Source organism: Kitasatospora sp. NPDC086801 (assembly GCF_044745805.1).
GTDB lineage: Bacteria > Actinomycetota > Actinomycetes > Streptomycetales > Streptomycetaceae > Kitasatospora.
In genome coordinates, this window is record NZ_JBIVAX010000009.1 from 1 (window position 1) to 22,006 (window position 22,006).

Sequence of the window (22,006 nt, forward strand, 5' to 3'; positions counted from 1 at the left end):
CCGACCCGTCAGGAACCGACCCGATCTGGTGATCCGTCAGCGAGCTCATCAGTGTCTCCCTTGATCAGGGTGTCCACCTGATTCATGACACTCCCCGCGCCGCAGGGGCCGACGGCGGGGTGAGCAGCGGGGCCCGGAGCGGGCGGCGCGCCCGGCGGGGGTCAGGAGGGCGGAACGGGGCTGAGGGCCGGGGGTCGGGCCACGGGGAGGCCGGTCCAGCAGGCGCCGTGGCGGCGGGCGCGGATGCGGCGGAGCCAGAGTTCGGTGGAGACCAGGTCGGCGAGCCCCGCGAGGGCGGCCGGGGAGAGGGGGGTGGCGGGGTCCGCGAGGCCGGCGCGGACGGCGGGGAGGTCGATGAGGCCAGCTTCGGCGAGGAGGGGGGCGTCGAAGAGTTCGGCGAGGCCGTCGGCGGCGAGGCGCAGGCCGGCCCGGGCGGGGGCGGTGCGGTCGGGGCGCGGGCCGCGGCCCCAGTCGGGGGGCAGGTCGGTGCGGCCGGCGCCGGTGAGGACGGCGTGCAGGAGGGCGTGCCGGGCACCAGGTTGGAGGCGGACGTCGTCGGGCAGCAGGCGGGCGGCGCGGACCACCTGGTTGTCGAGGAACGGCGCGTGCAGCCGTTGGCCGGGCTGTTCGGCGGCGTGGACGAGGGTGCGGTAGGAGCGCGCGTGCCGGTAGAGGGCGTGCCGGGCACGGTGTGCGCCTGGGCGTTCGTCGGGCGCCGGTTTGCGCGCCGCCAGTCGTAGCCGGAGGGCGACGGAGGAGAGCGCCTCGTCGGAGAGCCAGCGGGCGGCCGGGCCGGGGACGCACCAGGCGAGGTCGCCGACCGAGCGGTCGCCCGCCGTGCCGCCGTCGTCCGGGACGTGGCGGGCCGCCAGTTTGGCGGCGGCGGCGTCCAGCGCCTCGGCGTACCGGACCCGGGAGAGCCGGTGGGCGGCCCGGACCACGGTGAGCGGGGTACGCAGCGCGCCGGCCAGGACACCGACGACGGCCCGGTCGGCGCCGGCCAGCGCGGCGACCGGGGGCAGCAGTTCGCGCGGTCGGCCGGCCCGGATGAGGTCGGCGAGCCGGGCCGGGTGGCCGTCGAGGACCTGGCGGGCGCCGTAGCCGGTGAGGTGGTCGGTGCCGCCGGCGTCGAAGCGGGCCTCGGCGCGGGCGGCGGCGACGAGTTCGGGGCCGGGCTCGTCGGTGAGCCGGCCGGGCGGTGCGTCGGCGTGCAGTCCGGCGTACGGGAGGGCGTCGGGGCCTGGGTGGAGCACGGTGTGCCGCAGCCGGGGGGTGTCGGGGGCGAGCGCGAGGGTGGTCGGGGGTTCGGTCTCGCCGAGCGTGACGGCGGCCAACTGCTCGGGGGTGGAGGGTTCCTGGACGGCGGCGCGGGCCCAGGAGCCCTTGACCGCGCCGTTCCTGACCCCGGCGCTGACGGCCGGCAGGCGCTCCGGGGCGGTGCTCGCGGGCACCGGCGGCAGCGGCACGGCGGCGGCGAGCAGCGCGACGGTGGCGGAGGCGGTGCCGTAGGAGAGGTCGACGCCGAGCCGGGCGCGTCCGGCCGGGCCCTGCGCGGTGGCGGCGGCGGGCGCGGTGGTGCGGACCCGGGAGCGGACGGACTCCAGCAGCGCGCGGGTGAGTTCGCGGACGGCGGGCGCCTCGTCGCGCGGCTGCTCGCGGACGGCGGGGTCGTCGTAGGCGGAGAGGTAGGGGTGGCCGCCGCGGATGGCGAGCACATGGCCGGGCGGCACCCGCTGGACGCCCAGGTACGGGGTGCCGGTGCCGAGCGCCTCGGGCGATTCGGGGCAGGCGAGCCGGGCCGCGAGGTGGCCGGTGTCCAGCGGGGCGCCGACCAGGTCGGCGAGCGGGAGGGCGGCGGTGGCGTACGCGGTGCCACCGGCCCACGGGGTGTGGAAGACCGGCTGGGCGCCGGCCAGGTCGGTGAGCAGCAGGGTGGAGCGGGTGCCGGTGCGCAGGACGACGGTGTAGCTGCCGGGCCAGGTGGTGAGGTGGCGGACGGCGCCGCCGCGGGCGGCGGCGAGGCCGGCGGCGAGTTCGGCGTCGGTGGCGCCGCAGTGGCCGAGGACGGCGAGGCGCAGGGTGGCGGGGGTGTCCTCGACCGGGTCGGGGGCGGTGGGGCCGGTGGTGACCGTGGCGGGGGCGCCGGGGCGCAGGGTGGCGCGGCGGATCTCCTCGGGGCGCCAGTCTCCGACGGCCCAGAGCGGGTTGGGTCCGGTCCACAGGGGGCGCGCGGCGATCGGCGCGACCGTACCGAGTGCCTCGTGCGCTGGCGCGCCCGCCCGGGGCACGCCCGTGCTCCAGCCCGTCAGCCACCGCATCGCGCCTCCACCGGACGAGGACCTGCACCCGTACGGCGCGTCCGCCGCCGGGCGGCTCCTCGCCGCTCCGCGGCGTGCCGTGGCGTGCCGTGGCGTGCCGTGGCGGCCGCCCCGGGTACCGGCGCGCCGTCAGGAGACATCGTGCCACCGGTTGGCGTTCCCGTGGCCGGTGTTGCCGGTTCCGGTTCCGACCGTGACCCCGGTACGGTCCCGGTGCGGTCCCGGTTCGGGTCCGGTTCGGGTTCGGTTCGGGTTCGGTTCGGGTTCGGGCGGTGATCCCGGTGCGGGCACCGGGGGTTGACGTGTTCGCGCGGTCCGCAGGGCGGGCCGGACCTTCCCCTCCGTGACCCGGACCGCCCCCCGCACCGCCTTTGACATGGGCATCGCGAGATGGCCGAAAGGCGTCGCCCCGCCCGGGAGGGCATCCGCATGCCCTCCCGGACTCAGCCGCCGCCCGCGGGGATTGAGGCGGCGGTATCCCCCGGCCCGCCGGGTCCTCGACGGCGGGCCGACCCACGACCACCAGCGAATCGCCGACCAGCCGGTCGAGCCAGGGGGCACGGCCGGGCGCACGTGAACACAGGACCGGAGCACGACGCTCCGGCGCGCGGCACCCCCGGCCCGATCCGAGTGGTCCGGACCAACCCCGGCGAGGAGTCGGCGCCGCACCGCCGGGTGCGCGATCCCGCCATCCGGAATGCGGCCTCTTAACCGTCGGAACGCGTCCGACTACTCTAGGTGCAGCAGCTACGGCCCGGTGCCGCCCGGGCCCCGCGCACAAGGCCGCAGGAGGTGCCGCCGCCACCATGACCGTCAGCCCACGAGGACCGAACGAACGGCTCGGCACGCTCCTGACCCTCGCCCAGATCAGCAACGCCGGACTGGCCCGCCGGGTCAACGACCTCGGCGCCCAGCGCGGGCTGACCCTGCGGTACGACAAGACCTCGGTGGCCCGCTGGGTCAGCAAGGGCATGGTCCCGCAGGGGCCCGTCCCGCACCTGATCGCCACCGCGATCGGCGGCAAGCTCGGCCGACCGGTGCCGCTGGAGGAGATCGGCCTCGGCGACACCGACCCGGCCCCCGAACTCGGCCTGGCCTTCCCGCGCGACGTCGCCGAGGCGGTCCGCTCCGCCACCGACCTGTGGCGGGTCGACCTCGACCTGCGCCGCGGCCCCGGCGGCGGCCGCTGGAGCGACAGCCTGGCCGGCACCTTCTCGGTCGCCGCCTACGCGACACCGGTGTCCCGCTGGCTGATCACCCCGGCGGACGGTTCGGTCGCCCGGGAGGCGCCGCGCGCGCCCAGCGAGGCGTCCTCCTACCGGGTCGGCCACTCGGACGCCGCCAAGCTCCGCGAGGCCGCCCAGGAGGCCCGCCGCTGGGACTCCAAGTACGGCGGCGGGGACTGGCGTTCGTCGATGGTGCCGGAGTGCCTGCGGGTGGAGGCGGCCCCGCTGCTGCTGGCCTCGTACAGCGACACCGTCGGCCGGGCGCTGTTCGGCGCGACCGCCGAACTGACCAGGCTGGCCGGGTGGATGGCCTTCGACACCGGGCAGCACGAGGCCGCCCAGCGCTACTACATCCAGGCCCTGCGGCTCGCCCGGGCCGCCGCCGACGTGCCGCTCGGCGGCTACGTGCTCGCCTCGATGAGCCTGCAGGCCGGCTACCGGGGCTTCGCCGAGGAGGCGGTGGACCTCGCCCAGGCCGCCCTGGAGCGCAACCGGGGCCTGGCCACCGCCCGGACGATGAGCTTCTTCCACCTGGTGGAGGCACGGGCCCAGGCCAAGGCCCGCAACGCGGCGGCGTGCGCGACGGCGCTCGGCGCGGCGGAGAGCGCACTTGAACGGGCCCGCGCCGGGGATCCCGATCCGGCGTGGATCGACTTCTACGCCTACGACCGGCTCGCCGCCGACGCCGCCGAGTGCTTCCGCGACCTCGGAGTGCCCTCCAAGGTCCGCCAGTTCACCCGCGAGGCACTGGCCAAGCCCACCGAGGGCTTCGTCCGCTCGCACGGCCTGCGGCTGGTGGTCTCGGCGATGGCCGAGGCCGAGGCCGGCAACCTGGACGCCGCGGTCGCCGCCGGCGAGCGCGCCGTCGAGGTGGCCGGCCGGATCTCCTCGCAGCGCAGCCGGGAGTACGTGGTGGAGATGCTGCGCCGCCTGGAGCCGTTCCAGGGCGAGCGCCGCGTCCGCGAGTTGACCGAACGGGCCCGCGCGGTGCTGGTCGCCCCGGCGTGACCGGGGGGCGGGCCTGACGGTAATTGAGGTGCACCGGCGAGCGGGGCCTGGCTATGGTTCCTCTCGTCCAGGTGCGCAGGCAGAGGTTACTTCCACTCTTAATGGGCGTGTCGCGGGTTCGAATCCCGCCGCCGGTACTCGCCGGTGTAGCTCAGTCTGGTAGAGCAGCTACGTCACCTCAGCCGCCTTCGATCTCTGGACACCTACACGTGAATAGAATTCCGCACCTCCCGGTGCGACGGCGGCGGTTACTTCTTGGTGAGGCGCCCGTAGTGGCGCTGCGGTTCGAGCCCGCGAAACACCGCAGCCACCTTTGATCTCGGGAGGCAGTGCGCTTCGGAGTGCCCGGTGCGCAGGCGGGGGTTACTTCGGATCTTGCGGTTCCGGGTTCAAGTCCCGGGCGTGCCGTGCGCGAGTGCGGCCGCTAGCTCAATTCGGAAGAGCACAAGGCATACACCTCCGCCGACGTCGGCCGCCTGGCCGGCACGATCTCGGGCACCCCTTCGCTGCCATGCCTCCCTCCCGTTCCACCACCGGCAGTCCGAGGGAGGCTTCCGCATGTCCCGATTCAACATCCGCAAGGCCAAGGCGAGTCCGACCTCGCCCGTGACCACCACCGGTCGGCGGACCACCAACCACAACGGCGGCCCCGGCTTCGCCCGGGACCGCAAGTCCGAACTCTTCCTGTTGGCGATCACCAACATGGTCGGACAGGACACCTTCTACGAGCGTGGCGGCGACCGCGACGACCGCTACACCGCGCTGGTGCGCGAACTCGCCGTCGCCGAGCCGGAGTGGACGCTCGGGCTGCTGCGCTGGCTGCGCTACGGCGCCCAGCTGCGGACCGCCGCCCTGGTCGGCGCCGCCGAGTTCACCCGGGCCCGGCTGGACGCCGGCGCCCACGGCTACTCCCGGCAGGTCGTCGACGCGGTGCTGCAGCGCCCCGACGAGCCCGGCGAACTGCTCGCCTACTGGACCTCGCGCTACGGCCGGGCGCTGCCCAAGCCGGTCAAGCGCGGCGTCGCGGACGCCGTCCGCCGCCTCTACCACGCCCGTTCGCTGCTCAAGTACGACACCGTCGGCAAGGGCTACCGCTTCGGTGACGTCCTGGAGTTGACGCACCCCGCGCCGGATCCGCAGAAGCCCTGGCAGGGCGCGCTGTTCGAGTACGCGCTGGACCGCCGGCACCGGCCCGAGGAGGCCGTCCCGCCCGCGTCCGACCGGATGCTGACCGCCAACCGCGAGCTGCTCGCGCTGCCGGTCGGCGAGCGCCGGGCGGCCGTGACCGCGCCGGACGGCGCCGAGCGGCTGGCCGCGGCCGGGCTGACCTGGGAGGCGCTGGCCGGCTGGCTGCAGGGCCCGCTGGACGCGGCCGTCTGGGAGGCGGTCATCCCGTCGATGGGCCCGATGGCGCTGGTGCGCAACCTGCGCAACTTCGACCGGGCCGGGGTGTCGGACGAGGTCGCGGCCGAGGTGGCCCGGCGGATCTCCGACAAGGGCGAGGTACGGCGCTCGCGCCAGTTCCCGTTCCGCTACCTGGCCGCGTACCGGCACGCGCCGTCGCTGCGCTGGGGGCACGCGTTGGAGACCGCGCTCGGCCACTCGCTCGCCAACGTGCCCGCGCTGCCCGGCCGGACGCTGATCCTGGTGGACCGCTCGGGCTCGATGTTCGACCGGCCCAGCGCGCAGACCCAGCTCAACCGGGCCGACTCGGCGGCGATCTTCGGCACCGCGCTGAAGGTCCGGGCCGCCGACGCCGACCTGGTCGAGTTCGGCACCACCAGCCGGGTCCTGAAGGTCGAGCGGGGCGAGGCGGTGCTGCGGGTGCTGGAGCGCTTCTCCAGCCTCGGCGGCACCGACACCGCCGACGCCGTCCGCGCGCACTACCGCGGCCACGACCGGGTGGTGATCGTCACCGACGAGCAGACCGGCCCGGGCCGCTGGGGCCGCGACCCGCTCGCGGCCGTACCGGCGCAGGTGCCCGTCTACACCTGGAACCTGGCCGGCTACGCGCCCGGCCACGGCCCGAGCGGCAGCGCCCACCGGCACACCTTCGGCGGGCTGAGCGACACCGCCTTCCGGCTGATCCCGCTGCTGGAGGCGGGGCGCGACGCCGCCTGGCCCTGGCAGGCGTAGCCCCGGGGCCCCGGGGCCGCCCCTCCACCCGGCCGGCGCGCCCTCCACCCGGCCGGCGCGCCCTCGACCGGCCCCGCCCGGCGTGGCAGCATCGGCGGGGGGAGCCGGGCGGACTGCGAGGAGCGGGCGGTGGCGTACGACGTCGACGTGCTGGTGGTGGGCGGCGGGATCGTCGGCCTCGCCACCGCGTACGCGCTGACCCGGGCCCGACCGGGGCTGCGGCTCGCGGTGCTGGAGAAGGAGCCCGGTTTCGCCGCCCACCAGACCGGGCGCAACAGCGGCGTGATCCACAGCGGCGTCTACTACCGGCCGGGCTCGTACAAGGCCCGGTACGCGGTGGCGGGCGCCGCCGAGCTGGTGGCGTTCTGCCGCGAGCAGGGCGTCCCGTACGAGGTCACCGGCAAGCTGATCGTGGCCACCGGCGCGGAGGAGCTGCCCCGGCTGGCCGCGCTGGCCGAGCGCGGGCGGGCGAACGGCATCCCGGTCACCGAGGTGGACCGGGCCGGGATCGCCCGGTACGAGCCGCAGGTCACCGGGGTGGCGGGGCTGCACGTCGGCACGACCGGCGTCTGCGACTTCCCGGCCGTCGCCACCGCGTACGCCCGGCTGGCCCGGGAGGCCGGTGCGGAGCTCCGGCTCGGCTGCGAGCTGCGGGCGGTGGCCCGGCGGGCGGACGGCGTGACGGTGCAGACCTCCACCGGGGAGCTGCGCTGCCGGGTGCTGGTGAACTGCGCCGGGCTGCACAGCGACCGGATCGCCCGGCTGGCCGGGGACGAGCCCGGGGTGCGGATCGTGCCGTTCCGCGGCGAGTACTACGAACTGACCGAGGGGCGACGGGACTTGGTGCGCGGCCTGGTCTACCCGGTGCCCGACCCGGCCTTCCCGTTCCTCGGCGTGCACCTCACCCGGGGCGTCCACGGGGACGTGCACGTCGGCCCGAACGCGGTGCCCGCGCTGGCCCGCGAGGGCTACGACTGGCGCACCGTGCGCCCGCGCGACCTGGCCGGGACGCTGGCCTTCCCCGGCGCCTGGCGGATCGCCCGGCGGCACTGGCGGTACGAGGTGGGCGAGTTGCACCGCTCGCTGTCGAAGCGGGCGTTCACCGCCGCCGTGCGGCGGCTGCTGCCCGCGGTCGCCGCCGAGGACCTGGTGCCGGCCGGCGCCGGGGTCCGGGCCCAGGCCGTGGCCCGGGACGGCTCGCTGCTGGACGACTTCGCCTTCGCCGGTTTCGACCCGGCCGACCCGCGCTCCCCCCGCCGCGCGGTGCACGTGCTGAACGCCCCCTCGCCCGCCGCGACGGCCTCGCTGCCGATCGGCCGCGAGGTGGCCCGCCGGGCGCTGGCCGCGCTGGAGGCCGGCGGATGAGCCCGGTCACAGCACCTGCGGGAGGGGCCGGGCGGCCCCGTAGACTCGGGGAATTGTGACTGCCACCGCCCCGATCCCCCAGCCCTCGCCGTCCGCCCGGCTGTCCGCCGCGCCGGCCGGTTACCCCGCGCCGATGTACCCGCACAAGGCCACCGAGGACCAGCACCGCGAGCGGCGCATCCGCAGCTTCCAGCCGCGCCGGGGCCGGATGACCAACGCCCAGGCGGGCGCCCTGGACCGGGGCTGGGAGGCCTACGGCATACCGATCGACGGCAGCCCGCTCGATCTGCGGGAGCTGTTCGGCGAGCTGCCGGTCACCCTGGAGATCGGCTTCGGCATGGGCGAGACCACGGCCGCGATGGCCGCCGCCGACCCGGCCATGGGCATCCTCGCCGCCGACGTGCACACCCCCGGCCACGGCAACCTGCTCGGCCTGCTGGAGCGCGACGGCTCGCGGAACGTGCGGCCCGCCGCCGGCGACGCCGTGATCCTGCTGCGCGACATGCTGCCGGACGCCTCGCTGGCCGGCCTGCGGGTCTACTTCGCCGACCCGTGGCCCAAGCCCAAGCACCACAAGCGGCGGCTGGTCCAGCCGTCCTTCCTGGAGCTCGTGCTGCCCCGGCTCGCCCCCGGCGCCCTGGTGCACTGCGCGACCGACTGGGAGCCGTACGCGGAGCAGATGCTGGCCGTGCTGTCCGCCTCGCCGGAGCTGGAGAACCTGCACCCCGAGGGTGACGGCAGCGGCTGGCTGGAGCCCGCGGACCACCCGGACGGCAGCATCCCCGGCTACGCGCCGCGGCCGGACTGGCGCCCGGTCACCAAGTTCGAACGGGCCGGGCTGGCCAAGGGCCACGTCGTCCACGACCTGCTGTTCCGCCGCCGCTGAGCCGCCGGCGGCGATTCGAACAGGCCGCCGCGCGATGACCGAAGGGCCGTGCCCCGGGCGGACGGTTCGTCCCGAGTCCTCCCGACGGGCGGGTGCGGTGGCCTACCCTGTGCCGCATGGGCAGCCCGGCCGGCGGCGGGTCCCGGGCCACCGTCCAGGCCGCCGCTGACGCACCGGAGACGGTCCCGCGCACCGGCGACACCCGGACCATCCCGGGGCCCCGGAGGCGCCGGGCCCACCGCCTCGTGCCCTGGTCCGGCGCCGCGTCACCGCCGTCGGCCGGACCCCCCGCACCGCCCCGGCGCGGCCGCTCAGTGGCGGTCTCCTCGGTCACCGCCACCGCCGTGCTGACCCTGTCCGGCTGCGGGGTGCTGATCCTGCACCTGGTCCAGCGGCAGACCGGCACCGTCGGGCTGCTGGTCGGCGTCGGCCTGGCGATGGTGCCGCTGCCGTTCGTGCTCGGCGCCCTGGCCTGGCTCAACCTGACCGCCCGGGTGCCGCTGCGGCACACCGTGTTCTGCCTCGGCTGGGGCGCCTGCGCGGCCACCACCGTCGCCATCGTGGCCAACAACTGGACCGCCGACTACCTGACCTCGCACCAGGGCCCGCTCGGCGAACTGCTGGGCGCCGGCATCGCCACCCCGCTGATCGAGGAGACCGCCAAGGCCACCGCCCTGCTGGTGCTGCTGCTGCCGCTCGGCCAGCGGCTGCGCTGCCACGGCCGCCGCACCGGCCGCCCCTGCGCGCCGCTGCTGCACCGGCTGCCGGCCCCCCGGCTCCCCCGGACGTACGCCCGCCGCCCGGCCGGTCCGCACGCCCGGGGCCGGCTGCGGCTGCGGCTGCGCCCGTACCTGCGCCCGCTGCCGTACCTGCGCCCGGCCCCGCCGTCCGGCGGCGGCCCGCACCGCCGCTCCCGGCCGCGCACCCTGGCGGCCGGGGTGGTGCTCGGCGGGATGACCGCCTGCGGCTTCGCCTTCACCGAGAACGCCCTCTACCTGGGCCGGGCGTTCACCAGCGACCAGCGGCAGCGGCTGGACAGCATCGGCCTCGGCGATCCGCCCAGCCTGCGCGACTTCGACGGCACCGTGCAGACCTTCGTGCTGCGCGCCCTGCTCTCCCCCTTCGCGCACCCGCTCTTCACCGCGCTCACCGGGATCGGCCTGGCCGTCGCCCTGACCACCGGGCGGCGCTGGCTGGCCCGGCTGGCCGCGCCGACCGGCCTGCTGCTGGCGATGGCGCTGCACGGCACCTGGAACGCCGCCGCCGACCTCGGCACCGACGGCTTCCTGGTGGTGTACGGGGCGCTGATGGTGCCCTGCTTCGCCGCGCTGGTCTGCTTCGCGGCCTGGGCCAGATCCCGGTCGGCCCGGCACGCCGGCCGGCGCGGGAGGCACTCCGCCGAGGCGGCCTGAAGAACCGATTTCCCATCTCGGTGACTTCCCCGTATTGTTGTGTTTACCGACGCGGGGTGGAGCAGCTCGGTAGCTCGCTGGGCTCATAACCCAGAGGTCGCAGGTTCAAATCCTGTCCCCGCTACTCAGTAGCAACGAAGGGCCCGGAGGATTCGTCCTCCGGGCCCTTTCGCGTTCAGGTCGGCAAGGGCGGCCCGCGACGGACTGCCCGGCGCCCCGACCGACGCCACGAATAATCCGTTGCCCTCCATCCGACCGGCTGCCTATCGTGGACGCACACGGAAAGGAGGTGATCCTGAGTTGAGTACGAAGGCAACTGCGCACGCGTGCGCGTCTGACTCGCTCGGGCGCGCCTCCGTGGAGCTCACGGCCTAGTCGTAGCCCTGCGGACGGGAACGCGCAGAAGTTGTCGTGCCCCCGGGACACCCTCAACGCGAGGCCCCGGGGGTTCGGCATGTCTCCCCCGGCTGCGCCCGTCCGGCGCGAGCCCCGGGGCGACGGCGACAGCGCGACGCAGCCTGCCGTGTGACTCCCCGGTCAGGATTCGGGGGACGCCCAGGTGCCCAGGGACATCTCGGCGGTGATCCCCGGGCCGAACCCGGCCAGCAGTCCGTGGTGGCCGTCGAGAGCCGACTGCTCGTCGAACATCCGGGCCAGGGCGTCGAGCACGACCGCACTGGCGATGTTGCCGTACTCGGTGAGGGTGGCCCGGCTGAAGCGGAACGCCATGGGCGGCACCTCCAGGAAGTGGCTCAGGTCGTCCAGGATTCGCGGACCGCCGGCGTGGACGATGTAGAAGTCCAGTTTGCCCACGTTCCACTGGTGTTGCTCCGCCAGCGCGCGCAGGGCCGGGCTGAGGGGCTCCATCGTCCCCGGCACCCGTTTGTCCAGTTGGAAGTGGAACCCGGTGGAACGGACCGCGTAGGAGATCCACCCCTCGGTGTTCGGGATGAGGTACGAGGCGTTGCGCTCCAACCGGATCCCGATGCCGCCCTCGCCCCGGACCACCGCGGCGGCGATCCCGTCGCCGAACAGGCCGTTGGACAGCAACGACCCCACGCCCAGGTCGGTGGGCTGGTAGCAGAGGGAGCAGAACTCACAGGCCACGATCAGCACGTTGGCGCCGGGGTAGGCCAGGCAGAAGTCATGGGACCGGTTCACCGCCGCGCCACCGGCCGCACACCCCAGTTGGGCGATCGGCAGCTGCCGGGTGTCCGACCGGAAGCCCAGCTTGTTGATCAGCCACGCCGTGAGCGACGGCATCATGAAGCCGGTGCACGACACGTACACGATCAAGTCGATCTGCGACGGCTCCACTTGGGCCTGTTCGAGGGCCTTGGAGACCACGGCCGGAACGCGGGCCTTGGACTCCGCCTCGAAGACGGCACTGCGGTGGTCCAGCCCGGGATGTTCCAGCACCGCCTCGATGGGTTGGATCAGATGTCGCTTCTGCACCCCGGTGTTCTTGATCAGACGCAGCGCCAGGTCGATCTGCGGATGGTCGTGGTGGAGCCTGCGAGCCAGTTCGAGGGTCTCCTCGTTGGTGATGACGTATTCGGGTACGGCTATCGCCGGTTTGCACAGAACTGCCATGGGGGGTTCCTCCTGACGAGCGGTATTCCCCATGCGACCCTGAACGGGCGGGGAATTCACCACTCGGCGGCAGCCACTGCCGGCCGGACACGCGGAGGCGGTACGGCAGAGGACTCGCCGGATGGTCTCGCCAGAGGATCAGACGGGCCGGCAGTCGGGGATCGGACGCTCGTCGTGCGAGCGGTGGCGCCGACCACGAGCCGGTTCGGGCCACTCCAACTCAATCTATGGGAGGCCGATCAATCGCGCACCTCGGCCCGCGCACCTCGAGGTGCGCGGGCCGTCGGCCCTTCTGCCCGGCCCCGGACCCGGTCATCGGCTCCCGGGGAACACCGTCACCAGGTGACCGGCAGCGCGAGCGGGTAGCGCCAGATCGACGTGGTGTTCCACTCCACGTCCGCAGCGGGCTTCGCCAGGGCGATCCCGGGGAAGCGCTCCAGCAGTGTCCCGAGGGCGACTTCGAGTTCGGTGATGGCGAGCGGCGCGCCGAGGCAGTGGTGCGCTCCCCAGCCGAAGGTCATGTGGGAGGGACTGGTCCGCGCCGGGTCCAGCTCGTCGGGCCGCTCGAACTTGCTCCCGTCCCGATTGGCGGTCAGGTAGGAGACGTGCACGATGTCCCCGGCCGGGATCGTCACCCCGCTCAACTCGACGTCCTCAAGGGCCACCCGGGGGATGCCGACGCCCTTGCGGAAGGGGATGAAGCGGAGCATCTCCTGGATCGTCTGGGGGAGCCGCTCGGGCCGCTCGCGCAGTACGGCCATCACGTCGGGCCGGGTGAGGACGGTGTACGAGAGGTTGCCGAGCTGGTACGTCGTGGTGTCCTGACCGGTGATCAGCAGGACCATGGCCATCACGGTCAGTTCCTTCTCGTCGAGGACCTCGTCGCCGTCACGGGCCGTGGCCAGTGCGCTGATCAGGTCCTCGCCGGGGTTCCGGCGCCGCTCGGCCGTCAGCTCGGCGAAGTACGCCCGCAGGTCGGCCTTGGCCCGTACCGCGTTCGGCTTGTTGTCCAGGCTCACGTCCATCATCGTCCGGGCGTGGGCGCGCAGCTGTGCGCGATCGGCCTCGGGGATCTCAAGGACCTCACAGATCGTGATCAGCGGGAGCGGGTGGGCCAGGTGCTCCATGAGGTCGGCCACGGGGCCCTGGTCCCGCATGCGGTCCAGCAGCTCGTCCACCACGTGCCGGGTCCGGGCCCTCATCCGCTCGATGCGGTCCGGCGTGAAACCTTTGGACACCAGGCTGCGCAGGCGACTGCTGGCAGGCGGGTCCATGACGTTGATCGCCTCGGCCTGGACGATCGGCTCGGGAGTCATGCGCGGGAAGTCCCGGCCGACGATGGCGTGGCGGCTGAAACGCCGGTCGGTGGTCACTGTGCGTACGTCGTCGTACGCCGTGACGAGCCAGGCCTCCCCCTCGCCGTAGGGGAGGCGGATGCGGCTGACCGGTGCGTCGCTCATGAGCTGCCGGAGCGTCGGGTCGAACTCAAGGGCCTCGGCGAAGTCGAACGGGCAGTTCCGTGCGCTGGAGCCGGTGGACATGCGGACCTCCGGGTCTGGGCCGTGCGGGCCGGATTGGCAGGCGGACGAGGCAGCGGTACCCGATCGGTCGGCCGCACATACCGGAGGGAGTCCGGGATCGCCGGTAATTCATCCGTGCTGATCAGTGCCGGCGACGGGCGTGCACCCATCGGCGCGGGGCCGGTGCACGGGCCGGCGCGGAGGAGCAGCCCGCGGGCCGTCCGTGTGCTCCGCCGGTTTCGTCGTCGCCCGCGTCGTACCCGGAGCGCCCCCCGGGGCGTTCCCGTGGTGGGGCCGCGGCGCTAGAGTCGGCGCGGGTTCCGGAGCGCAGCGGCGCGGGCACAGGGGGTAGGCGATGGCGAAGGCGCGACGGCGGAGCGGCACGACGGCCCTGTGGACGGCGCGGTGGGCCGCGGCCTGGGCGCTGGCCGGGACGGGGCTGCTCGGGCTGCTGCTCTTCTCGCTCGGCCGGGAGCAGGCCTGGCAGGCGCTCGGCGGCGGGCTGGTGGTGGCCGGGGCCTCGACGGTGCTCGGCGGCGCGCTGGGCTTCCTGTTCGGGGTGCCCAGGGTGCGCAGCGGCAGCAGCGAGCCGCAGGGCTCCTACGCGCCGAACACCAACCTGGAGCAGGTGTCGGACTGGCTGACCAAGGTGCTGCTGGGGGTCGGGCTGACCCAGCTCGGCTCGCTCGGCGAGCGGCTGCACCAGCTCGGTACCGCGCTGGCCCCCGCGCTCGGCGGGGAGTCCGCCGCGGTGCCGTTCGCGGCGGCGCTGGTGCTGTACTTCGTGGTCTTCGGCTTCCTGGCCGGCTGGCTGGTGACCAGGCTCGCGCTGCCCCAGGTGCTGACCGACGCGGACCAGGCGCTGGACCTCTTCCTCGCCGGACAGGACCGCGACCGGCACGGTGACAAGGTGGGCGCCGACGACCTGCGGGTCCGGGCGATGCAGCAGCTCGGGCTGCTGGGGGGCAGTGCGGAGCAGTCGGGCGCGCTGGCCGCGCAGCTGCCGCCCGCCTCCTCGCCCTCGTCCGGGCCGGAGGGCGTGGTGGCCGAGGTCCGCTCGACCGCGCGCCGCTCGGCGCTGACCGCCGACCAGGTGCGGGCGCTGTACGCGGACGGCTCCGAGGGCCGCCGGATCCAGGCGCTCGCGCTGATGCAGGGCGATCCGTCGCTGGCGGACCTGCCGAGCGTGCTGGACGCGATCGAGCGTCCGCGCTCCGGCTTCGAGCAGTACCACGCGCTGCTGGCCGCCCGGGGCCTGCTCTCCCGGCTGCCCTTCGCCGAGGCGCAGCGGTTGCGGGACGCGGTGGCCGGGCAGTTGGTGCTGCCGGAGGGGATCCCGTACGGGTCGGACCGCAGCTGGCTGGCGGAGAAGATACTGTCCCGGCTGGAGGCGACGGCCTTCGTCCCGGCGCAGCCGAACGAACCCGCCCGATCCGTCCGGCCCACCCAGCCTGTCGAGCCTGTCGGGTCTGTCGGGTCTGTCCAGCCGACCCAGTCGGCTCCATCGGTCGGCGACCACGGTTAGCCGCTGAACTCCTTGACGGTGAAGCGCAGTTCGGGCTGCTCCCAGGGCGTCTTGACCTGCGGCGGGCGGGTGCCCGTGCGCTCGGCGCCCATCTGGAGGTAGAAGCCCTCGGCGGGCGGGTGGGACACCACCTTGATCGAGTCGATCCCGGCCGCCCGGGCGCGCTCCAGCATGTCCGCGATCAACTTCCGCCCGATGCCGAGCCCCTGGGCCGCGTCGGCGACGAACATGAGGTCCAGTTCGGCCGGTTCGCGGATCAGGGCGTAGAAGCCGAGCAGTTGCCCGGTGGCCGGGTCCGAGGCCAGGAACACCTCGTGCCGGGCGACGTACTCGGGGGCGACCCGGTAGCCGTCGATCATCGCCGCGTAGTCGCCGCGGTAGGCGGTGGAGGCCTGGATCAGCTCGGTGAGCAGGTCGGCGTCGGCCGCCCGGGCGCGCCTGATGGTCGTGTCGGTCATGCGGGTGAGCATAGGGGTGCAGGCCGGGAGGGACCATTACCCACCGGCGGCGGACCGACGGCGGTGGTCGGCGGCCCGCAGGACCAGGACGCGGCGGGTGCGGCCGTCCCCGGCGCGGGGGAAACGGCGGATCTCGCTGGCGACGCACTGCTCGCCGAGCGCGTACCGCAGCGGGTCGAGGTGGCCGCAGCGGCGGCCGTGGCCGTCGTGCAGCGGCTGGACGCGGACCTCGCCGCCCGGGGAGGTGACCCGGACGAGTTCCACCAGGGCGGCCAACTGCCGCTTGGGGCCGAACAGTTCGGGGTAGGCGAAGAGCAGGTAGCCGCTCAGGGTCAGCGCGAAGGAGTCGTCCGCGAACGGCAGTCGGGGCAGCGCGGCGGCCACGTACTGCTGCGGGTGCGCGGCCGAGTCGACGACGAACAGGCGGCGGGCGCGGTCCCAGCTGCGCAGGTAGCGGTCCGGTCGGCAGGAGCCCGGCGCCGGGTACAGGTGCGGGCGGGCGGCCATCGCGGTGGCCATCGACGCCCGGGCCGCCAGCGCGTGGGCCGCGACCTCGGACGCGGGGAGCGCGTACGCCGGGTCGGCGGCGATCACCCGGCAGCCGAGCCCGCGCGCCTCGGCGGCCAGGCCGGCCGCGCCGCCCGGACAGTCCAGCACCGGGCCCGACAGTGCGGCGAGTTGGGCCCGGGTGAGGTCGAACAGGTCGCAGTACTCGTCCAGCGGGCGGGAGGTGACCAGGATGTCCCGGCCCATGGCGCCCGGGTCGGCGGGGGTGTGTGCGGCGGCCACCCGGCCATCCGAACACGGGCCGGCCCCGCCCGCATCCGGAGCACGTCCGGGCGCGGACGGGGCCGGGGAGGGAGGGGAGGCTGGGGAGGGAGGCGGGGTTCAGCGGCCGAGCAGGCCCTGGGCGGCGGCCCGGTTCACGTTGGTCAGGCCGCGGACCAGCTGGGCGGTGAGGATGATGAGCAGCACCCCGGCCAGCGAGAACCCGGCGATCTGCCAGGCGCCCTCGACGTAGTAGACGTGCCGGACGTTGTCGCCGTCGTAGAAGTCGAACAGCTGGTACCCGCGCCAGGAGGTGAAGGTCGGGAAGACCCAGTGGTAGAGCGGGTACAGCGCCATCGCCCAGCCGAGCAGCAGGAACACCAGCGACAGGACGAAGCTGAGGACCGCCCACGGGAACATCACCACCTGGTAGAACGCGGCCTTCCACCCGACCGGGTCCGCCAGCCGCGCGGTGATCGCCCCCCAGGTGCCCGGGCGGGTCTGGCGCACCGGCGCCGGGGCGGGCACGTCCAGGGCCAGCATGCCGCGCACCCGGGCCCGCTCCATCCGGCCCATGCCGCGGGCGACGGTGGTCAGGAGGGCGAGGACGGGCAGGCCGAGAACGGTGACGAAGGTGCCGATCCCCAGGCAGAACAGGACGATCGAGACGGAGAAGCCGATGACCGATACCGGCAGGCCGGTGAGCGTGTAGCCGATCTCGCGGTAGTAGTGCCCGGAGAACGGCGCCCGCCAGACGGCCGGCGGCTCCTCGGTCCGGTGGGCCCGAGCGGGACGCGGGTCGTCGCCGTAACCACCGAGGACGTCCCACTCGCGGTCCTGCGTGCTTCGGCTGATGCTCATGTCCCGGCCTCGGTCCCTCGTTCTCGGCTGCTGATGGCCTCAGTCTGGTCGAACGGCGGGGCGGGGAGGATCCGGAGGCCTGGCGGATCGGGGGTGGGGTTAACCCCCCCGAGCAGGCCTCGGACCCGCTTCGGGCGGCTGGCGGGCGGCTGGCGTCCACCCCGGACGTCCACCCCGGACGCCTGCGCCGGACGCCTGCGCCGGACGGTCAACCGGCCGCGCCGGGCCACTCGTCGGCGAGCAGCGAGTACAGGTACGAGTCGGACCAGGCGCCACCCTTGTACAGGTCGTGCCGGACCCGCCCCTCCAACTGGAACCCGAGCCGGACGAGCACCTTGGCGGAGGCCGCGTTGTCCACGTCGACCCGGGCGGCCAGCCGGTGCACGCCGAGGGCCTCGAAGGAGAGCTCGCAGAGCAGGCCGGCGATCTCGCCGGCGTAGCCGCGGCCCCAGACATCGCGGCCCAGCACGTAGCCGAGGTAGGCGGAGCGGTGCTTGCCGAGGGTGAGGGAGGCGTGGGCGATCGGCGCGGCGTCCGCCGGGTCCTCGGCGTCGTCGCGCCGGGTGACGGCGAGCCGGTAGGTGTCGCGCTCCGGCGCCATCGCCTCCTCCAGGTAGAGCTCGATCTGGTCGGCGCAGGTTTCACGGTCGCGCGGCTCGAAGGGGAGGTACCGGGTGACCTCCGGGTCGCTGAACAGCGCGTGCAGCGCGTCCACGTCTCCGGGGGTGTGGTGGTACTCGCGGATGGCCAGCCGGGGGCCGGTGAGTCGTACGGGGACCATGGCAGCCGACCCTACTCCCGGCCAGCGGTTACCGTTCGAGCTATGAACGACGAAGACCTGCGGCTCGCCCCGCGCACCAGGGCCGCCGACCTGCTCGCCTGGGCGGCGGAAGAGGACCGCACCCCGGTCGCCGGGGCGCCGCTGCGCGCGGTGCTGGCCCTGCTGGAGCTGGGCGAGGGCAGGATGCACGACGGCTGGCCCGAACTGACCTCGAACGCGGTGGAGCACCTGCTGTACGAGCGGCTCTACCTGTACGTCCAACCCGAGCCGGAGGCGGACCCGTTGGCGTACGGCGCCGCCGTCCGGCTGCTGACCGACCACCAGCGGGCCGCCAAGCGGCTCAACGCCAAGCGCCAGGAGCGGCTGCACGCCGAGGCCGAGTGGCAGGGCGAGGTCGCGGCCGGGCTGCTGCGCCGAGCCGACCTCGTCACCTGGCCCCGGCTGTACGCGCTGCTGCTGCACGCGTACGGGGTGGACGTCGCGGATCCGGCGGCGGTGCGGGAGTGGCTGACCGGCTTCCGGGAGCTGGCGCAGGAGGAGCGGCTGGCCGCGTTCGCCGCGCTGGCGCAGACCGGCTGGCTGGACGAGGTGGACGAGCAGGGCTGGGGCCCGACCCGGGTGCTCTCGGTCGGCATGGCCACGGACGGCGCGCGCCGGCTGCTGGAGCAGGGCCTGATGCGGCGCAGCTACCGCAACCTGGCCGAGCTGACCGCGCTGGGCCGGCCGATGCCGGACGAACTGGCCGGAGACTTCGGCGAGTTCGAGGAGGCGGCGGTGGAGGCCGCGCTCGACCTGTACGGGGAGTGGACGGTGCCCGGGCTGCCGCGGCTGCTGGTGGAGGAGTTCCCGGACCTCGCACCGGAGCCGGGTCAGGAGGAGATCGACGCGTACGTGGCGGGGCTGGCGGAGCCGGAGAACCTGACAGCACCGACGGGACCGAAGGGACCGACTCAGGAGTGACGCGGCGAAGCCCCGGCCGCGGTGGTTCTGGTTCCGGCGGCCGGGGCTTCGCGGGTGCGTCAGGGGTCTTCGCGGGTGCGTCAGGGGTTGAGGCCGCGCTGCTGGAACCAGGTCTCCGGGTCGACGGGGGCACCGCCGCCGGGGCGGACCTCCACGTGCAGGTGCGCGCCGGTGACGTTGCCGGTGGCGCCGACCTTGCCGATCTGCTGGCCGGAGCCGACCTTGCCGGAGCCCTTGATGATCGAGGAGAGGTGGCAGTACCAGATCTCGGTGCCGTCGGGCAGGGTCTCGACGATCCGGTAGCCGTACGAGCCGGACCAGCCGGCCGAGGTGATGGTGCCCTGGCCGACCGCGTAGACGGGGGTGCCGGTGTCGGCGGCGAAGTCCAGGCCGGTGTGCAGGTGTGCCCAGTAGCGGGCGCTCTGACCGTAGTGGGCGGTGAGGTGGTAGTCGCGCACCGGCAGGGTGAGGGCGGCGGCCTTGGCCCGCTCGGCCTCCTCGGCGGCCCGCTTGGCCTCGGCCTCCTTGGCGGCGGCCTTGGCCTCCGCCTCCTTCGCGGCCTGGACGCGGGCGTCCTCCTCGGCGGCGGTGCGCTGGCTGTCGGCCTGCTGCTGGATGCGGGCGGCGAGCGCGAGGCCGGGGTCGGCGGAGAGGGCGACCGGGGTCTCGTCCGGGGCCTCGATGGCGGGGGCGGCGGCCGGGGTGGCGGAGGCGAAACCGGTGGCACCCAGGGTGGCGGCGACGGCGGTGACGCCGAGCAGCGGGGAGGTCCCACGGGCCTGACGCGGCATCCGGTGCCGGTTGGTCTCGGCGTCCGGGCCGGCGTACTCGGGGCCGTCCGGGCCGGGGTGGTCGAGGAGTTGGGTACCCGCTGCGGGGCCGGCCGGGTGTGCCGGGGTGTGCGTCGACGCCACGGAGGCGCGCTCCTTTCCTTCCTTCGCGCCTACCGGGTTAGCTGACGGGTTCGGAGCAGGAAGGTCTCCTACGGCCGGGCCGGAGCCCCGCCGATTCACCCCAAGGAACGTGGTTCCCCGGCTCCCTGACCTGCCCGGAGGCCGGCCGGCGGGATTAGGCGACGGCGCACGGTGCCGTCTGGGTACGGCGTTGACGACCGCGCTGCGTTATCAAACGTTAATCCTAGGAGGCCCTGATTCCAAGCCGTTCGCCCGGGACGACCGGAGACGGACGGGGCACTCTGGGACACAATGGGCGGTTTGTTCCCCTTGAACACCATTGACGCTACCTAACGTGATCGGACGTCAACGAACGACCCCTCACCCGGGCACCCCTCATCAACCTCCCCGCCGACCTCCCCATCGGCCTCCCCATCGGCCTCCTCCGCACCGCAGGGCGCGAGGGCTTGACGGCTAAGGCTATTAGCCTTAGCTTTATGGCTATCGACAGCCCGCCAGCGCCCCGCACCGGCAGCCCCCGGAGGACCACCATGAACGCCACCAGCGCCACCAGCACCCAGTACCTCGACGTCACCGGCGGCCGCCTCGCCTACGACGACACCCGGCAGGGTGACGGCACCCCCGTCGTCCTGCTCCCCGGGATGCTCGACACCCGCGCCGCCTACCGGCACCTCCACCCCCTGCTGGCCGCCGCCGGCCGCCGGGTCATCACCATGGACCTGCGCGGCTTCGGCGAATCCTCGATCGTCTGGGACGACTACTCCCCCGCCGCCATCGCCACCGACGTCCTCGCCCTGCTCGACCACCTCGGCATCGACCGCGCCGTCCTGGTCGGCAACTCCTACACCGGCGCGACGGTCGTCAAGCTCGCCGGCGACGCCCCCGAGCGGGTCGCCGGCATCGCCCTGATCGACGCCTTCATCGAGAACCTCCCGCCCAACGCCCTCATGCGCGGCGCCCTCCGCGTCATGGGCGCCCTGACCGTCCACTCGCCCGCCTTCTGGGGCCTCTACCACCGCAAGCTGGCCTACCCGGGCACCAAGCCCGCCGACTTCGACACGTACGTGGCCGGACTCGTCGCCGCCATGCGCACCCCCGGCCGCAAGACCGCCGCCCGCGGATACGTCACCGGGGACTCCGCGCCCGTCGGCTGGACCGCGGCCGTCCGCTGCCCCTCGCTCGTCATCATGGGCAGCAAGGACCCCGACTTCCCCAAGCCGGAAGCCGTCGCCGACCGGCAGGCCGCCGCACTCAACGCGCGGAAGGCCATGATCGAAGGATCCGGGCACTACCCGATGGCCGACAACCCGCAGGCCACCGCCGACGCCCTGCTGCCCTTCCTCGCCGAACTCGCCTGAGCCCCATCCGCCCAGGTCCGCCCAGGTCCGCCCACGTCCCCCCCTTTCCAGCCCCTTCCACCGACGGAGAGCCCGCGCCATGCCCCGAGTAGGACTGACCCCCGAGCAGGTCGTCGGCCACGCCCTCGCCCTCATCGACGAGCAGGGCGCCGACGCCCTCACCCTGGCCGCCGTCGCCGCCCGGGCCGGGGTCGCCACCCCGTCGCTGTACAAGCACGTCAGCGGCGGCCTCGCCGAACTGCGGCGGCTCATCGCCGTCCGGGTCACCGAGGAACTCGCCGATCGGCTCGCCGAGGCCGCCGTCGGCCGCAGCGGGGACGACGCCGTCGCCACCGTCCTACGCGCCTACCACGCGTACGCCACCGAACACCCGCACCGCTACAACGCCCTCCCCCAGGCACCGCAGCCGGACGACGACCTCACCCGCGCAGCCGGTCGACTCGTCGGAGTGATCATCGCCGTCCTGCGGGAGTACGGCCTCGACGGTGCGGAGGCGATCCACGCCGCCCGCACCGTCCGCTCCGTCGCCCACGGCTTCGCCTCCCTCTCCATCGGCGGCGGCTTCCAACTCGCCGAAGACCTGACCACCACCCAGGACCGCCTCATCACCCTCCTCACCACCGGCCTCCGCACCTGGCCCACTCCCTGAAACGTCGGCCACCGCACCCGCCGCGACACGACGCGCCCGAGGCACTCGACCTCCCCCACCGGCGGAACCACCACCACACCGGATGAGGCGTGCACGAGAAGTCGGGCCCGCCGACTTCCTGTGCGGCAGCCCGACGCGGGGCACACCCGGAAGCAGCCGGCGGCAAGACGTGCGGCAGACAAGCCGAAGTGCGCGCGAGAAGTCGGGCCCGCCGACTTCCGGTGCGGCAGGCGGCGGGGGTGCGCGAGGAGTCGGGTCGGCTGACTGC

Annotated in this window: 17 protein-coding genes, 2 tRNA genes and 1 riboswitch; of the genes, 11 read left to right on the top strand and 8 right to left on the bottom strand. The window is 74.5% G+C overall.

From position 1 onward, the window contains the following. Window positions 1-161: 161 nt before the first annotated feature. Window positions 162-2,318 carry an asparagine synthase-related protein gene (locus tag ACIPLC_RS13090; RefSeq protein ID WP_400473043.1) on the bottom strand — a complete coding sequence of 719 codons (2,157 nt, stop codon included), beginning with the start codon at window positions 2,316-2,318 and terminating at the stop codon, window positions 162-164. An 806-nt stretch (window positions 2,319-3,124) separates the two neighbouring features. Between ACIPLC_RS13090 and ACIPLC_RS13095 the strand changes: the two genes are divergently transcribed. The 7 genes from ACIPLC_RS13095 (at window position 3,125) to ACIPLC_RS13125 (ending at window position 10,475) form a co-directional block, all read left to right on the top strand. After that, on the top strand, window positions 3,125-4,552 hold the full coding sequence (locus ACIPLC_RS13095; RefSeq protein ID WP_063348294.1) for a hypothetical protein: 1,428 nt from the start codon (window positions 3,125-3,127) through the stop codon (window positions 4,550-4,552). Between the two features lie 32 nt (window positions 4,553-4,584). After that, window positions 4,585-4,689, top strand: a tRNA-Lys gene (locus tag ACIPLC_RS13100). A gap of 421 nt (window positions 4,690-5,110) precedes the next feature. Beyond that, complete coding sequence (locus ACIPLC_RS13105) at window positions 5,111-6,688, top strand: TROVE domain-containing protein (protein WP_400473044.1); 1,578 nt, start codon at window positions 5,111-5,113, stop codon at window positions 6,686-6,688. A gap of 129 nt (window positions 6,689-6,817) precedes the next feature. Further along, a complete protein-coding gene (gene lhgO, locus ACIPLC_RS13110) occupies window positions 6,818-8,053 on the top strand; it encodes an L-2-hydroxyglutarate oxidase (protein ID WP_400473045.1) in 1,236 nt (411 codons plus the stop codon). Window positions 8,054-8,108: 55 nt separating this feature from the next. Further along, window positions 8,109-8,939: a tRNA (guanosine(46)-N7)-methyltransferase TrmB gene (gene trmB / locus ACIPLC_RS13115; protein WP_400473046.1), complete on the top strand. Its 831-nt coding sequence runs from the start codon at window positions 8,109-8,111 to the stop codon at window positions 8,937-8,939. A 116-nt stretch (window positions 8,940-9,055) separates the two neighbouring features. Next, window positions 9,056-10,351, top strand: a complete 1,296-nt coding sequence (locus tag ACIPLC_RS13120) for a PrsW family intramembrane metalloprotease (protein ID WP_400473047.1) — start codon at window positions 9,056-9,058, stop codon at window positions 10,349-10,351. A gap of 50 nt (window positions 10,352-10,401) precedes the next feature. Beyond that, window positions 10,402-10,475: transfer RNA gene (locus ACIPLC_RS13125), tRNA-Met, on the top strand. Between the two features lie 413 nt (window positions 10,476-10,888). On the opposite strand, the gene ACIPLC_RS13130 is transcribed toward ACIPLC_RS13125, so the two are convergent. Further along, the gene (locus ACIPLC_RS13130; RefSeq protein ID WP_400473048.1) at window positions 10,889-11,944 is read right to left on the bottom strand and encodes a type III polyketide synthase; all 1,056 of its coding nucleotides are present in this window, start codon (window positions 11,942-11,944) and stop codon (window positions 10,889-10,891) included. 335 nt (window positions 11,945-12,279) lie between these two features. After that, window positions 12,280-13,485 (bottom strand): cytochrome P450, encoded by a 1,206-nt coding sequence (locus tag ACIPLC_RS13135; RefSeq protein WP_400473049.1) that lies wholly within the window; start codon window positions 13,483-13,485, stop codon window positions 12,280-12,282. Between the two features lie 334 nt (window positions 13,486-13,819). Here ACIPLC_RS13135 and ACIPLC_RS13140 point away from each other — a divergent pair, with 334 nt between their 5' ends. Further along, a complete protein-coding gene (locus ACIPLC_RS13140; RefSeq protein WP_400473050.1) occupies window positions 13,820-14,989 on the top strand; it encodes a hypothetical protein in 1,170 nt (389 codons plus the stop codon). Here the strand turns inward: ACIPLC_RS13140 and ACIPLC_RS13145 are convergent. The 4 genes from ACIPLC_RS13145 to ACIPLC_RS13160 all read right to left on the bottom strand — a co-directional run bounded on the left by ACIPLC_RS13145 (window position 14,986) and on the right by ACIPLC_RS13160 (window position 17,857). Then, entirely contained in the window at window positions 14,986-15,447 is a 462-nt protein-coding gene (locus tag ACIPLC_RS13145; protein ID WP_400473051.1) for a GNAT family N-acetyltransferase, read from the bottom strand. The two genes, ACIPLC_RS13140 and ACIPLC_RS13145, sit on opposite strands and share 4 nt — an antisense overlap. 36 nt (window positions 15,448-15,483) lie before the next feature. Next, window positions 15,484-16,236, bottom strand: a complete 753-nt coding sequence (locus ACIPLC_RS13150) for a hypothetical protein (RefSeq protein ID WP_400473052.1) — start codon at window positions 16,234-16,236, stop codon at window positions 15,484-15,486. Between the two features lie 99 nt (window positions 16,237-16,335). Further along, window positions 16,336-17,076: a sensor domain-containing protein gene (locus ACIPLC_RS13155; RefSeq protein ID WP_400473053.1), complete on the bottom strand. Its 741-nt coding sequence runs from the start codon at window positions 17,074-17,076 to the stop codon at window positions 16,336-16,338. Between the two features lie 208 nt (window positions 17,077-17,284). Further along, window positions 17,285-17,857 carry a GNAT family N-acetyltransferase gene (locus tag ACIPLC_RS13160; RefSeq protein WP_400473054.1) on the bottom strand — a complete coding sequence of 191 codons (573 nt, stop codon included), beginning with the start codon at window positions 17,855-17,857 and terminating at the stop codon, window positions 17,285-17,287. Window positions 17,858-17,899: 42 nt separating this feature from the next. Here ACIPLC_RS13160 and ACIPLC_RS13165 point away from each other — a divergent pair, with 42 nt between their 5' ends. Further along, window positions 17,900-18,817 carry a hypothetical protein gene (locus tag ACIPLC_RS13165; protein WP_400473055.1) on the top strand — a complete coding sequence of 306 codons (918 nt, stop codon included), beginning with the start codon at window positions 17,900-17,902 and terminating at the stop codon, window positions 18,815-18,817. An 80-nt stretch (window positions 18,818-18,897) separates the two neighbouring features. Here the strand turns inward: ACIPLC_RS13165 and ACIPLC_RS13170 are convergent, their stop codons facing one another. After that, window positions 18,898-19,731: a M23 family metallopeptidase gene (locus tag ACIPLC_RS13170; RefSeq protein WP_400473056.1), complete on the bottom strand. Its 834-nt coding sequence runs from the start codon at window positions 19,729-19,731 to the stop codon at window positions 18,898-18,900. 12 nt (window positions 19,732-19,743) lie between these two features. Next, a riboswitch (cyclic di-AMP (ydaO/yuaA leader) is annotated at window positions 19,744-19,902 on the bottom strand. A 305-nt stretch (window positions 19,903-20,207) separates the two neighbouring features. On the opposite strand from ACIPLC_RS13170, the gene ACIPLC_RS13175 reads away from it, so the two are divergent. Next, window positions 20,208-21,089: an alpha/beta fold hydrolase gene (locus tag ACIPLC_RS13175; RefSeq protein ID WP_400473057.1), complete on the top strand. Its 882-nt coding sequence runs from the start codon at window positions 20,208-20,210 to the stop codon at window positions 21,087-21,089. 79 nt (window positions 21,090-21,168) lie between these two features. Further along, window positions 21,169-21,738 carry a TetR/AcrR family transcriptional regulator gene (locus ACIPLC_RS13180; RefSeq protein ID WP_400473058.1) on the top strand — a complete coding sequence of 190 codons (570 nt, stop codon included), beginning with the start codon at window positions 21,169-21,171 and terminating at the stop codon, window positions 21,736-21,738. The last annotated feature ends 268 nt before the right edge of the window (window positions 21,739-22,006 follow it).

Coding starts and splice junctions, on each gene's coding strand:
- ACIPLC_RS13090 (WP_400473043.1), bottom strand. CDS start 2,318: ATGCGGTGGCTGACGGGCTGGAGCACGGGCGTGCCCCGGGCGGGCGCG.
- ACIPLC_RS13095 (WP_063348294.1), top strand. CDS start 3,125: ATGACCGTCAGCCCACGAGGACCGAACGAACGGCTCGGCACGCTCCTG.
- ACIPLC_RS13105 (WP_400473044.1), top strand. CDS start 5,111: ATGTCCCGATTCAACATCCGCAAGGCCAAGGCGAGTCCGACCTCGCCC.
- ACIPLC_RS13120 (WP_400473047.1), top strand. CDS start 9,056: ATGGGCAGCCCGGCCGGCGGCGGGTCCCGGGCCACCGTCCAGGCCGCC.
- ACIPLC_RS13130 (WP_400473048.1), bottom strand. CDS start 11,944: ATGGCAGTTCTGTGCAAACCGGCGATAGCCGTACCCGAATACGTCATC.
- ACIPLC_RS13135 (WP_400473049.1), bottom strand. CDS start 13,485: ATGTCCACCGGCTCCAGCGCACGGAACTGCCCGTTCGACTTCGCCGAG.
- ACIPLC_RS13140 (WP_400473050.1), top strand. CDS start 13,820: ATGGCGAAGGCGCGACGGCGGAGCGGCACGACGGCCCTGTGGACGGCG.
- ACIPLC_RS13145 (WP_400473051.1), bottom strand. CDS start 15,447: ATGACCGACACGACCATCAGGCGCGCCCGGGCGGCCGACGCCGACCTG.
- ACIPLC_RS13155 (WP_400473053.1), bottom strand. CDS start 17,076: ATGAGCATCAGCCGAAGCACGCAGGACCGCGAGTGGGACGTCCTCGGT.
- ACIPLC_RS13160 (WP_400473054.1), bottom strand. CDS start 17,857: ATGGTCCCCGTACGACTCACCGGCCCCCGGCTGGCCATCCGCGAGTAC.
- ACIPLC_RS13165 (WP_400473055.1), top strand. CDS start 17,900: ATGAACGACGAAGACCTGCGGCTCGCCCCGCGCACCAGGGCCGCCGAC.
- ACIPLC_RS13175 (WP_400473057.1), top strand. CDS start 20,208: ATGGCTATCGACAGCCCGCCAGCGCCCCGCACCGGCAGCCCCCGGAGG.
- ACIPLC_RS13180 (WP_400473058.1), top strand. CDS start 21,169: ATGCCCCGAGTAGGACTGACCCCCGAGCAGGTCGTCGGCCACGCCCTC.